Here is a 12,184-nt window from a genome sequence, read left to right on the forward strand (position 1 = left end):
GCCATCATCCTAACGATAAAGGTATCCCTATGAGCAATCTGAGCCCTGACTTTGTACTACCCGAAAATTTTTGCGCTAACCCACAAGAGGCGTGGACCATTCCTGCCCGTTTTTATACCGATCAGAACGCGTTTGAACACGAAAAAGAGAACGTCTTCGCCAAAAGCTGGATTTGCGTCGCTCACAGCAGCGAACTGGCGAATGCCAATGATTATGTGACGCGTGAGATCATTGGCGAAAGCATCGTGCTGGTACGCGGTCGTGATAAGGTTTTGCGCGCGTTCTATAACGTTTGCCCGCACCGTGGTCATCAGTTATTGAGCGGCGAAGGGAAAGCGAAAAATGTGATTACCTGCCCGTATCACGCCTGGGCATTCAAACTCGATGGCAACCTGGCCCATGCGCGTAACTGCGAAAACGTCGCCAATTTCGATAGCGACAAAGCGCAACTGGTTCCAGTACGTCTGGAAGAATATGCCGGATTCGTCTTCATCAACATGGACCCCAACGCCACCAGCGTAGAAGATCAGTTACCCGGTCTGGGGGCGAAAGTGCTGGAAGCCTGCCCGGAAGTCCACAACCTGAAACTGGCGGCTCGCTTTACCACCCGCACGCCTGCCAACTGGAAGAACATTGTCGATAACTATCTCGAGTGCTATCACTGTGGTCCGGCGCATCCAGGTTTCTCCGACTCCGTTCAGGTTGATCGTTACTGGCACACCATGCACGGTAACTGGACGCTACAGTACGGTTTCGCCAAACCGTCCGAACAGTCTTTCAAATTCGAAGAGGGCACGGATGCGGCATTCCATGGTTTCTGGCTGTGGCCGTGCACGATGCTGAACGTCACCCCGCTCAAAGGCATGATGACGGTCATTTATGAATTCCCGGTGGATTCTGAAACTACCCTGCAAAACTACGATATTTACTTCACCAATGAAGAGTTAACCGACGAGCAAAAATCACTGATTGAGTGGTATCGCGACGTGTTCCGTCCGGAAGATTTACGTCTGGTTGAAAGCGTACAGAAAGGGCTGAAATCGCGTGGCTATCGTGGTCAGGGGCGCATCATGGCCGACAGTAGCGGTAGCGGAATTTCCGAACATGGTATCGCCCATTTCCATAATCTGCTGGCGCAGGTGTTTAAGGACTAATGACATCGGCGGCGGTATTTTCCGCCGCTGGGCTGATTTTTGATGGAGTACAGCAATGTCAAACTACCAAATGTTTGAAGTACAGGTGAGTCAGGTTGACCCCCTTACCGAACAGGTGAAACGCTTCACGCTGGTGGCAACCGATGGCAAACCATTACCTGCGTTTACTGGAGGAAGTCACATCATTGTGCAGATGAGCGATGGTGATAACCAGTACAGCAATGCGTACTCACTGCTGAGTTCGCCACTCGATACGTCTCGTTATCAGATTGCCGTTCGGCTGGAAGAAAACTCGCGCGGTGGTTCGCGCTTTTTGCATCAGCAGGTGAAAGCAGGCGATCGGTTGACCATTTCGACGCCTAATAATCTGTTTGCGCTAATTCCCTCGGCCAGAAAGCATCTGTTTATCGCGGGCGGTATTGGTATCACCCCTTTCCTGTCGCACATGGCAGAGTTGCAATACAGCGACGTCGACTGGCAGTTACATTACTGCTCGCGAAATCCAGAAAGTTGCGCATTTCGTGATGAGCTAGTCCAGCATCCGCAGGCCGAGAAAGTCCATTTGCATCATTCATCAACCGGAACACGACTGGAATTAGCGCGATTATTGGCGGATATCGAACCTGGCACACATGTTTATACCTGTGGCCCCGAGGCGCTAAATGAGGCGGTAAGAAGTGAAGCTGCGCGTCTGGACATCGCCACCGATACGCTGCACTTTGAGCAATTTGCTATCGAAGACAAAACCGGCGATGCATTTACGCTGGTGCTTGCCCGTTCCGGAAAAGAGTTTGTGGTGCCGGAAGAGATGACTATTTTGCAGGTTATTGAAAATAGTAAAGCAGCTAAAGTGGAATGTTTATGTCGTGAAGGGGTATGCGGAACCTGCGAAACGGCAATACTGGAAGGTGAAGCTGACCATCGGGATCAGTATTTTAGCGATGAAGAGCGTGCCAGCCAGCAAAGTATGTTGATCTGTTGTTCACGCGCGAAGGGTAAACGCCTGGTGTTGGATTTGTAGTTTGCCGAAGCCGGATGTGGCGCTGAGCGCGCCCAGTCCGGCTTCGGAAGATTTTACTGTGGATATTCCTGCAATAAATTGTGTAATGCTTCCGCCATCAGCTCACCACGCCAGCCGGAAATCAGCTCCGGCAAATTGTTCTGCGGTTTCAGTTTCCAGTGCCAGTTCAGCAGCTGGTTGATTTGCCGACGCGATGCCAGCAATTCGGCGCTGATCTTGTGTGTTTCGCTCACGTCAGTAATCAGCGACTTAATCGCTTTAAACGCTTTACGATAACCCGGCATGTCCATCAGGTTAAGCATCGGCTGCGGTAAGGCCTCTTCCGGCAATGTCTGCGCTTTTTCCACCAGCGCCAGCAGCGTTTTACCGTGAAAGCGGATTTCGCTACCGGATAAGCCCAGGCTGTCCAGTTCGCCTAAACTTCCCGGCATATAACGCGCTACCGACCACAAATGCTCTTCACGCACGACAAAGTTCACCGCCAGATCGCGCTCCCGCGCCTTGCGCAGTCGCCAGTCGGCTAACAGTTGCAGACAGGCCAGTTGGCGTGTGCGTAACTGCCAGGCATTGGTGATATCACGCCAGGCATCTTCCGGTGCAACGACTTCCTGACGACGCATTTGCATCAGGCGGCATTCATCCAGCGCCGCAGGTAGCCAGCCGGAGGCCTCCGTTTCTACCATAAGCTTTGCGGTGATCGGTAACAGATACCAGACATCCGCCGCTGCGTATTCACACTGACGTTCGGTCAGCGGTCTGGCCAGCCAGTCGGTGCGCGATTCACTCTTGTCCAGCGTAACGCCGGAATACTCTTCCACCATGGAAGCGAAACCCCATGACATCGGGCGTCCGCAGAAGGCAGCAAGGATTTGCGTGTCAATCAAGGGTTGTGGTAATTCGCCAAAGACATTGAGGAACACTTCCAGATCTTCACTGCCCGCATGGAGAAATTTTGTGATGGACTGATCGCGCAGTATCGCTTTCAGCGGTGACCAGTCGGAGATCCCGAGAGGATCAATTAGCGCCAGATGCTCACCATCAAAAAGTTGAATTAGACCCAGCTGCGGGTAATAGGTGCGCGTACGAACAAATTCAGTATCCAGGGCTATCGCCGGAAAGGCACGGACGGCTTCACACAAAGAAGCCAGCGCATCGTCCGTGGTAATCATTTGGTAATTCAAATTGTATTCTCTTTAGTGGGCGTCAAAAAAAACGCCGGATTAACCGGCGTCTGACGACTGACTTAACGCTCAGGCTTTATTGTCCACTTTGCCGCGCGCTTCGTCACGTAATTCTCGTCGCAAAATTTTTCCGACGTTAGATTTCGGTAACTCATCACGAAACTCCACCAGCTTCGGTACTTTGTAGCCCGTGAGCTGACGGCGGCAAAAGGTCACCAGTGACTCTTCGGTAAGCGATGGATCTTTTTTCACTACGAAGATTTTCACCGCTTCACCACTGGAGCCGGAAGGTACGCCAACAGCTGCGACTTCCTGTACGCCAGGATGCTGCATGACGACATCTTCAATTTCGTTGGGATAGACATTAAAACCGGAAACCAGAATCATGTCTTTTTTACGATCGACAATGCGCAGGAATCCTTCTTCATCCATCACCGCGATATCGCCGGTGTGTAACCAGCCATTTTTGATGATTTCATCGGTAGCATCCGGACGCTGCCAGTAACCCAGCATCACCTGCGGTCCTTTGACACAAAGCTCACCCGGTTGACCCGGTGGTACTTCATTATCATCATCATCCACCAGTTTGGCTTCCGTCGACGGCACCGGCAAACCGATGCTACCACTATGATAATCAATATCATACGGGTTAACGCTGACCAGCGGCGCACACTCGGTCAGGCCATAACCTTCCAGCAGATACTGTCCGGTCAGTTTCACCCAACGTTCAGCCACCACTTGTTGAACAGGCATACCACCGCCTGCAGAAAGATGCAGACTGGAGAAATCCAGCTGCTGGAACTCTTTATTGTTCAGCAACGCATTGAACAAGGTGTTAACGCCGGTTATCGCGGTAAACGGATATTTCGCTAACTCTTTTACCAACCCCGGAATATCGCGCGGGTTAGTGATAAGCAGGTTCTGCCCACCCAGTTCAATAAACAGCAGGCAGTTAATGGTCAGAGCAAAAATGTGATACAGCGGCAGTGCCGTCACCACCAGCTCTTTGCCCGGATGCAACAGCGGCCCATAAGTCGCGTTAACTTGTTCCAGATTCGCCAGCATATTGCGGTGAGTCAGCATCGCGCCCTTCGCCACACCAGTGGTACCGCCGGTATATTGCAGGAAAGCTAAATCTTCTGGCACCAGTTCGGGTTTGACGTACTGCATCCGGTAGCCGTTATGCAGTGCGCTGCGAAATGAGATGGCATCTGGAAGATGGTATTTCGGCACCAGACGCTTGATGTATTTAACAACGAAGTTGACTACCGTGCCTTTTGCCGTGGATAGCTGATCGCCCATACGGGTCAGAATAACGTGCTGAACGGCGGTTTTATCAACCACTTTTTCCAGAGTGTGGGCAAAATTAGACACGATAACAATCGCTGATGCGCCGCTATCGTTAAGCTGATGCTCCAGCTCACGCGGGGTATACAACGGGTTAACGTTTACAACGATCATCCCGGCACGCAAAATGCCAAACAGCGCCACCGGATATTGCAATAAATTAGGCATCATCAACGCAACGCGATCGCCTTTCTTCAGTCCCAACCCTTGTTGCAAATAAGCGGCAAACGCGCGACTGCGTTCTTCCAGTTTGCGGAAGGTCATCACCTCCCCCATATTCACAAACGCGGGTTGATCGGCGTAGCGCGCGACCGACTGCTCAAACATATCTACCAGAGATTGATAACGGTCAGGGTTGATCTCCGTCGGAACGTCCGCGGGATAACGGTTAAGCCAAACCTTCTTCAATTCTTCACCTCTAAAATGCGTGTTCGTCGTCATCGCAACCCCAAATGATATACATGCTGTTAACATAATATTAACTCATCATACCAGCTTGATAATTACCCAACGAAAAGGTTGCGAAGCGCGTCACTATTTATTTTTATCTTTACCGTAAGAATGCAGAAACAGCGGACCAGCCGCTGTTTCTTTTTCTTTAAAAACAAGCAATTATTCAGTTACAACAGTTTGTACTCTCGCGGGGCCGGGATTATACCAGCCCCATCCACCGTAGCCATAGGGCCAGCCACGACCGCCATAAAACCATGGATCAATCGGCTGAGGCGGCATAATCACCTGCTGGGTTAAATGCCAACGTTTGTAACCCGTTACCTGCATCACCATAAATTTATAGGGCGTGTTGCCGATTTTGCCGTCAACCGCACCGGTGATTGGTCCAACTACCGTGACCAATTGTCCACGAAAATCTAGCGGATCCAGAAAACCGTTCACATCGGCATAAATGCGACCGCGAGAAGGTTCTCCCAGCGTCGGTCTGGCTCCACTGTCCAGCGGTACGGTGGCAATTTCCAGCCTGGTTTTCCCTTGCTGGTTTTGTACCGCAACCACTTTGCCGCCAAAGCGTGCCTCCTGACCAACGTACAGCTGCGGCGCACTCATTACCCGAACTAAATCTTGTTGCGGCGTGGGACTGTTGCCTTTAATGGCGTCCGGCACAGTGACACAACCGCTCAGCATTAGCGCAAACGTACCTGCCAGTATGCCTTTGATAACATTCTTTTGAACCGCCATGATGCGACTCCTTTTTTTCTCAGGGCATACTCTTAAGATTCATTCTTTGCCCGGAAGTTTCTTCCATGCGACGTTGTTACGTAAATAAACCGGTTCGGCATGTTCCACCGCCACCGTTTTACCCTCGGCAAACATCTGACAAGCAATCGGCAGCATATCTTCTGCAGCGGGCAGTAACACTTCGCCATCGCGCAGGGCCAAACCGCTCTCTTTACCGAGATCCGGCCAGGCTTGCCAGCCCGTCCCTACCGTCACCCATTCGCCGGAAAGCTGTTGCATCCGTTCATGAACGAGTTCAGGTTTGAGTACGGCTTCGGTTTCTTCACCGTGCCAGATACCATTTTCATCACGCTGATATTCGGCCCAGTAAACTTCGCCCATTCGCGCGTCAATGGCTGCCAGCACGCGGGTTGCGCGGTTTTTGCGCCACGCCCCTTGCGCCATCGTCATTAGCGTGGAGACGCCAATCATCGGTAATTCCGCGCCAAGCGCCAGCCCTTGCGCAATGCCAATACCAATGCGCACGCCGGTAAAGCTACCGGGGCCGCGCCCGTAAGCCAGAGCATTTATGTCCGTCAGGGAAGTTCCGCTGGTGGTCAGGATATCCTGCACCATCGGTAAGATTCGTTGAGTATGTTCACGAGGGCAAAGCTCAAAATGAGCGTTGACAGTACCGTCGTTCCACAGGGCGACAGAGCAGGCCTCTGTCGCGGTATCGATAGCCAGAATTCGCATGGGTCTTCGTGCTTAGATCAATAAAAAGGCGCGCATCATACCATACTCCATCACAAATTACCTGGAGGATGGTATCGCAAGGAAACGAACCGCACGGGCAATGTCACGGGTGCGTGGCGCGGGCGGCAGACTGGCGAGGAAGGTCGCGCCGTAAGGACGCATCACCAGCCGATTATCGCAAATCACCAAAACCCCTCGATCGTCGGCGTCGCGAATCAGTCGCCCTACTCCCTGCTTGAGAGTAATGACCGCATCCGGCAGCTGTACTTCATCGAACGGGTCACCACCGCGCAAACGGCAATCTTCCATGCGCGCTTTTAACAACGGGTCATCTGGGGAGGTAAACGGCAACTTGTCGATAATCACCAATGACAATGTATCGCCACGCACATCCACCCCCTCCCAGAAACTGCTGGTCGCCACAAGCAGCGCGTTACCGGCGCTGACAAACTGCTGTAGCAGTTGGCCTTTGCTGGTTTCCCCCTGCAACAACACGGGAAGCGTCATGGTGGCGCGGAACTGCTCAGCCAGATCGCGCATCATGGCGTGCGAGGTACAAAGCATAAAACAACGACCGTTGTTAGCTTCGATGATCGGTCGCAGCATTGCCGCCAGTTGCCGTGCGGAGCCCGGCTGGTTGGTTTGCGGCAGGTTGCGCGGCACACAGAGTAACGCCTGGCGGCTGTAATCAAACGGGCTGGGTAACAGCAACGACTCTGCCTGTTCAATGCCAAGCCGCGAGGTAAAATGATGCAGATCGTCATTCACCGACAGCGTTGCTGAGGTAAAGATCCAGCTACCTGGTTTTTGCGCCATTAACTCTTTGAATTTATCCGCCACGCTGAGCGGCGTGAGTGCCAGAGTAAAATGGCGCGAAGTGCATTCGTACCAGTAGCTGTAGCCCGGCTGATTGATCTCTTTTAGCCGTTTCAGCCGCGTACGATACAACGTGGCGCGCTCAAATGCCGCATCCAGCAAGGCGGAACGCCCCAGCGACAGTTTCGCCACGTCATAACAAAGTTCCAGGGTGTCATCGAGCAGTAAAAATGCTCGCTGAATTTGCGGATTAGCTAACAGTTCGCGCAGGTTGCCACGATAACCTGGCTCACCTAATTGCAGGCGAAAATCCTGCGCGCTCTGGGCAAGGCGGTCGGCGCACTTTTGTAACTGCTGGGTGTCTTTTAATTCGGTGCGGTAGGCGATGGTGATGTCTTTTGCCAGGTCGAGCAGTTGTCGACTGGAGAGTGACTGACCAAAATACTGGCTGGCAATGTCGGGCAGCTGATGGGCTTCGTCAAAGATCATGACGTCCGCTTCCGGGATCAGTTCGCCAAATCCACTCTCTTTCACCACCATATCCGCCAGAAAGAGATGATGGTTTACCACCACCACATCGGCGTCCATCGCTTTTTTGCGTGCTTTGACCACAAAGCAATCTTTATACATCGGGCAGTCGCTGCCAAGGCAGTTGTCGTTGGTGCTGGTGACCAGCGGCCACGCCTGTGAATCTTCCGCCACGCTGACGCAGGTGCTGATATCACCATCGACTGTTTGATTAGACCAGGAGCGCAGCAGGATCACATCGCTTAAAATTTGTACCGGTAGATCGCCACCCGCCAGCGCCTGCTGTTCGAGACGTTCGAGGCAGAGGTAGTTAGAGCGCCCTTTCAGCAGCGCCACGTTGCCCGTATATTTCAATGCCTTTGAGACTGTTGGCAAATCGCGGCTGTAGAGCTGATCCTGCAACGCTTTTGAGCCGGTCGAGATAATGACTTTCTTTTTCGCCCGCAGCGCAGGAGCCAGGTAAGCGTAGGTTTTGCCCGTACCGGTTCCTGCTTCCACCACCAGCGGCTGGCCTTTTTCTATCGCCTGGGTGACGGCTACCGCCATCTGTCGCTGTGGTTCTCGCGGCTTAAAGCCTGGTATCGCTTTCGCCAGCTGACCGTCTGGTGCAAAATCGTCCGTCACACTACCCCCTGTTGATTTGAACAGGGATTATGTCAGGATGAGGGCGCTTTCGCCAGTTGAAGTGGTGACGGCGACCTCACATTGTGGCAGTCTTTGCAGCACGAAAATGGAAGGATAATGAGGACAAAATGATGACTATCGTTCGTATCGATGCTGAAGCCCGCTGGTCTGATGTAGTAATCCACAACAACACGCTCTACTACACTGGTGTACCGGAAAACCTCGACGCCAATGCCTTTGAGCAAACCGCCAACACGCTGGCGCAGATTGACGCCGTGCTGGAAAAACAGGGCAGCAATAAATCGAGCATTCTGGATGCCACCATTTTCCTGGCTGATAAAAACGACTTCGCGGCGATGAATAAAGCGTGGGATGCCTGGGTTGTCGCGGGTCATGCGCCGGTGCGCTGCACGGTACAAGCGGGTTTGATGAACCCGAAGTATAAAGTTGAAATTAAGATTGTGGCTGCGGTGTAAGCTTTATCGAAGCAAAATAAGTCAGACGATAATTTATCGATAATACTGGTCGGTTTTACATAAATCGACCAGAGATTAAGATATTACTGTTGATGCTCCTGCTAATTCATTATTTATTTTTATAATTTCAATTTTAGCTATAAAACTAACTATATAAATAAACATAACAATGCCGTTGTGTTCGCCCTTCGATTAGCATCTCTTGTTTTCTTTCTTAGCTGAACAATCTGGTTATAGCGTGAGAACTGACCGTTAATTTTCTCCCTCTTACTGGATAACACACCATGAGCTGCTACCTTTAAAACACCTGAATGTCAACAGGTTAACTCGTGCCATATCGTTATAATCCCTTTGATATTAGATGCAAATTAAGGTCATATATAGCCTTATCGATAACATGGTTAATTTTAAGGATAAGAATATGCCTGCTGTAATAGATAAAGCCCTGGATTTCATTGGTGCCATGGATGTATCAGCGCCAACACCAAGTTCGATGAATGAAAGCACGGCGAAGGGAATCTTTAAATATTTGAAAGAACTGGGAGTACCCGCGAGTGCCGCTGATATTACGGCGCGAGCTGACCAGGAAGGCTGGAACCCAGGGTTCACGGAAAAAATGGTTGGATGGGCAAAAAAAATGGAGTCTGGTGAACGCATTGTGATTAAAAATCCTGAATACTTTTCAACATATATGCAGGAAGAACTAAAAGCACTGGTCTAAGTTAAATTTACATCAGCATAAATGGGTCAGGACGCTTTTAATCACATATGAAAAGCGTCCTTTTTCTCACAATCAAATAACCATCGGCTTGTATAACGAAAGCGATACGGATTAGTGTGTTACTCGTCTTCATCCTCAAAACGCGCCACGATTCGCTCACCGGAATGGTTGGCACGCAGCTCTTCTGCCACCAACGCGATTGCCTGGCCGCTGCTCATCCCTTGTGCCATCAGTTCCTGGATCCGCTCGACGGCTTTTTGCTGCTGTTCATGGGTGAGTGAAGGTAAACCTGCAAACATTGTTAACTCCTGCTAAATTGTTGGCGCTAATTATTTCATGCTACCCGGCACATAGCCAGTAGAGTCAGGACTGATGAAGACGTTATCTCCCGCTGTGATTACTTTACCCTGGCGTCAGGACGCCGCTGAATTTTATTTCTCCCGCTTAAGTCACCTGCCGTGGGCGATGCTTTTACACTCCGGCTATGCCGATCATCCATATAGCCGCTTTGATATTGTGGTCGCCGAGCCGATTTGCACTTTAACCACTTTCGGTAAAGAAACCGTTGTTAGTGAAAGCGAAAAACGCACAACGACCACTGATGACCCGCTACAGGTGCTCCAGCAGGTGCTGGATCGCGCAGACATTCGCCCAGCGCATAACGAAGATTTGCCATTTCAGGGCGGCGCGATGGGGTTGTTTGGCTACGATCTGGGCCGCCGTTTTGAGTCACTGCCAGAAATTGCGCAGCAAGATATCGTTCTGCCGGATATGGCTGTGGGTATCTACGACTGGGCGCTCATTGTCGACCACCAGCGTCAAACAGTTTCTTTGCTGAGTCATAATGATGTCAATGCCCGTCGGGCCTGGCTGGAAAGCCAGCAATTCTCGCCGCAGGAAGATTTCACGCTCACTTCCGACTGGCAATCCAATATGACCCGCGAGCTGTACGGCGAAAAATTTCGCCAGGTACAGGAATATCTGCACAGCGGTGATTGCTATCAGGTGAATCTCGCCCAGCGTTTCCATGCGACCTATTCTGGCGATGAATGGCAGGCATTCCTTCAGCTTAATCAGGCCAACCGCGCGCCATTTAGCGCTTTTTTACGTCTTGAACAGGGCGCGATTTTAAGCCTTTCGCCAGAGCGGTTTATTCTTTGTGATAATAGTGAAATCCAGACCCGCCCGATTAAAGGCACGCTACCACGCCTACCCGATCCTCAGGAAGATAGCAAACAAGCAGAAAAACTGGCGAACTCAGCGAAAGATCGTGCCGAAAATCTGATGATTGTCGATTTAATGCGTAATGATATCGGTCGTGTTGCCGTAGCAGGTTCGGTAAAAGTACCAGAGCTGTTCGTGGTGGAACCCTTCCCTGCCGTGCATCATCTGGTCAGCACCATAACGGCGCAACTACCAGAACAGTTACACACCAGCGATCTGCTGCGCGCAGCTTTTCCTGGTGGCTCAATAACTGGAGCACCTAAAGTACGGGCTATGGAAATTATCGACGAACTGGAACCGCAGCGACGCAATGCCTGGTGCGGCAGCATTGGCTATTTGAGCTTTTGCGGCAACATGGATACCAGCATTACTATCCGCACGCTGACTGCCATTAACGGACAAATATACTGCTCTGCGGGCGGTGGAATTGTCGCTGATAGCCAGGAAGAAGCGGAATATCAGGAAACTTTTGATAAAGTTAATCGTATCCTGAAGCAACTGGAGAAATAAACGTGGAATACCGTAGCCTGACGCTTGATGATTTTTTATCGCGTTTTCAACTTTTGCGCCCGCAAATTAACCGGGAAACCCTAAATCATCGTCAGGCTGCCGTGTTAATCCCCATCGTCCGTCGACCGCAACCGGGGTTGTTGCTGACTCAGCGTTCGATTCATCTGCGTAAACACGCCGGACAAGTGGCATTCCCTGGAGGTGCAGTCGATGACACGGACACATCCGTTATCGCCGCCGCGCTGCGCGAAGCTGAAGAAGAGGTCGCTATACCGCCTTCCGCCGTTGAAGTTATCGGCGTGCTGCCGCCCGTCGATAGCGTAACTGGCTACCAGGTAACCCCGGTGGTCGGCATTATCCCGCCCGATCTACCGTATCGCGCCAGTGAAGATGAAGTCTCCGCTGTGTTTGAAATGCCGCTCGCCCAGGCATTACATCTGGGTCGTTATCACCCTTTAGATATCTACCGCCGTGGCGATTCTCATCGGGTATGGCTGTCCTGGTATGAACAGTATTTTGTATGGGGAATGACCGCAGGCATAATTCGTGAGCTGGCGCTGCAAATTGGTGTGAAACCCTGACTATACTTATCTTTACATCTACAAAACACTACTTGAGACAATCATCGCAATATTAGTTAAATCGCGGTTTTT

12 protein-coding genes are annotated in these 12,184 nt (G+C 51.3%); 6 read left to right on the forward strand and 6 right to left on the reverse strand.

Going from position 1 to position 12,184, the window contains the following annotated elements; translation table 11 throughout:
- Positions 1-29: 29 nt before the first annotated feature.
- Positions 30-1,154: a carnitine monooxygenase, oxygenase subunit YeaW gene (gene yeaW, locus QUE34_RS11215; protein WP_032303200.1), complete on the forward strand. Its 1,125-nt coding sequence runs from the start codon at positions 30-32 to the stop codon at positions 1,152-1,154.
- A gap of 55 nt (positions 1,155-1,209) precedes the next feature.
- A complete protein-coding gene (gene yeaX / locus QUE34_RS11220; RefSeq protein ID WP_032303201.1) occupies positions 1,210-2,175 on the forward strand; it encodes a carnitine monooxygenase reductase subunit YeaX in 966 nt (321 codons plus the stop codon).
- A 53-nt stretch (positions 2,176-2,228) separates the two neighbouring features.
- Here yeaX and rnd read toward each other — a convergent pair whose 3' ends face one another.
- The 5 genes from rnd to yoaA form a co-directional block, all read right to left on the reverse strand.
- The gene (gene rnd / locus QUE34_RS11225; RefSeq protein WP_123057322.1) at positions 2,229-3,344 is read right to left on the reverse strand and encodes a ribonuclease D; all 1,116 of its coding nucleotides are present in this window, start codon (positions 3,342-3,344) and stop codon (positions 2,229-2,231) included.
- A gap of 81 nt (positions 3,345-3,425) precedes the next feature.
- On the reverse strand, positions 3,426-5,111 hold the full coding sequence (fadD, locus tag QUE34_RS11230) for a long-chain-fatty-acid--CoA ligase FadD (protein ID WP_000758422.1): 1,686 nt from the start codon (positions 5,109-5,111) through the stop codon (positions 3,426-3,428).
- A 204-nt stretch (positions 5,112-5,315) separates the two neighbouring features.
- Complete coding sequence (yeaY, locus tag QUE34_RS11235; RefSeq protein WP_032303203.1) at positions 5,316-5,897, reverse strand: Slp family lipoprotein YeaY; 582 nt, start codon at positions 5,895-5,897, stop codon at positions 5,316-5,318.
- A gap of 39 nt (positions 5,898-5,936) precedes the next feature.
- Complete coding sequence (gene tsaB, locus QUE34_RS11240; protein ID WP_032303204.1) at positions 5,937-6,632, reverse strand: tRNA (adenosine(37)-N6)-threonylcarbamoyltransferase complex dimerization subunit type 1 TsaB; 696 nt, start codon at positions 6,630-6,632, stop codon at positions 5,937-5,939.
- Between the two features lie 57 nt (positions 6,633-6,689).
- Positions 6,690-8,600, reverse strand: a complete 1,911-nt coding sequence (yoaA, locus tag QUE34_RS11245) for a DNA repair helicase YoaA (RefSeq protein ID WP_000128847.1) — start codon at positions 8,598-8,600, stop codon at positions 6,690-6,692.
- Between the two features lie 131 nt (positions 8,601-8,731).
- Here yoaA and QUE34_RS11250 point away from each other — a divergent pair, with 131 nt between their 5' ends.
- Positions 8,732-9,076, forward strand: a complete 345-nt coding sequence (locus QUE34_RS11250) for a RidA family protein (RefSeq protein ID WP_001354727.1) — start codon at positions 8,732-8,734, stop codon at positions 9,074-9,076.
- A gap of 421 nt (positions 9,077-9,497) precedes the next feature.
- Positions 9,498-9,797 (forward strand): DUF1889 family protein, encoded by a 300-nt coding sequence (locus tag QUE34_RS11255; protein ID WP_001111989.1) that lies wholly within the window; start codon positions 9,498-9,500, stop codon positions 9,795-9,797.
- 119 nt (positions 9,798-9,916) lie between these two features.
- On the opposite strand, the gene QUE34_RS11260 is transcribed toward QUE34_RS11255, so the two are convergent.
- A complete protein-coding gene (locus QUE34_RS11260; protein WP_000457334.1) occupies positions 9,917-10,096 on the reverse strand; it encodes a YoaH family protein in 180 nt (59 codons plus the stop codon).
- Between the two features lie 73 nt (positions 10,097-10,169).
- Between QUE34_RS11260 and pabB the strand changes: the two genes are divergently transcribed.
- Complete coding sequence (gene pabB, locus QUE34_RS11265; protein WP_103253650.1) at positions 10,170-11,531, forward strand: aminodeoxychorismate synthase component 1; 1,362 nt, start codon at positions 10,170-10,172, stop codon at positions 11,529-11,531.
- Positions 11,532-11,533: 2 nt separating this feature from the next.
- Positions 11,534-12,112, forward strand: coding sequence for a CoA pyrophosphatase (locus QUE34_RS11270; RefSeq protein WP_000456733.1), 579 nt, complete (start codon positions 11,534-11,536; stop codon positions 12,110-12,112).
- Positions 12,113-12,184 lie beyond the last annotated feature (72 nt).

The organism is Escherichia sp. KS167_9B, from assembly GCF_030295215.1.
GTDB lineage: Bacteria > Pseudomonadota > Gammaproteobacteria > Enterobacterales > Enterobacteriaceae > Escherichia > Escherichia coli_F.

Coding starts and splice junctions, on each gene's coding strand:
- yeaW (WP_032303200.1), top strand. CDS start 30: ATGAGCAATCTGAGCCCTGACTTTGTACTACCCGAAAATTTTTGCGCT.
- yeaX (WP_032303201.1), top strand. CDS start 1,210: ATGTCAAACTACCAAATGTTTGAAGTACAGGTGAGTCAGGTTGACCCC.
- rnd (WP_123057322.1), bottom strand. CDS start 3,344: ATGATTACCACGGACGATGCGCTGGCTTCTTTGTGTGAAGCCGTCCGT.
- yeaY (WP_032303203.1), bottom strand. CDS start 5,897: ATGGCGGTTCAAAAGAATGTTATCAAAGGCATACTGGCAGGTACGTTT.
- tsaB (WP_032303204.1), bottom strand. CDS start 6,632: ATGCGAATTCTGGCTATCGATACCGCGACAGAGGCCTGCTCTGTCGCC.
- QUE34_RS11250 (WP_001354727.1), top strand. CDS start 8,732: ATGACTATCGTTCGTATCGATGCTGAAGCCCGCTGGTCTGATGTAGTA.
- QUE34_RS11255 (WP_001111989.1), top strand. CDS start 9,498: ATGCCTGCTGTAATAGATAAAGCCCTGGATTTCATTGGTGCCATGGAT.
- QUE34_RS11260 (WP_000457334.1), bottom strand. CDS start 10,096: ATGTTTGCAGGTTTACCTTCACTCACCCATGAACAGCAGCAAAAAGCC.
- pabB (WP_103253650.1), top strand. CDS start 10,170: ATGAAGACGTTATCTCCCGCTGTGATTACTTTACCCTGGCGTCAGGAC.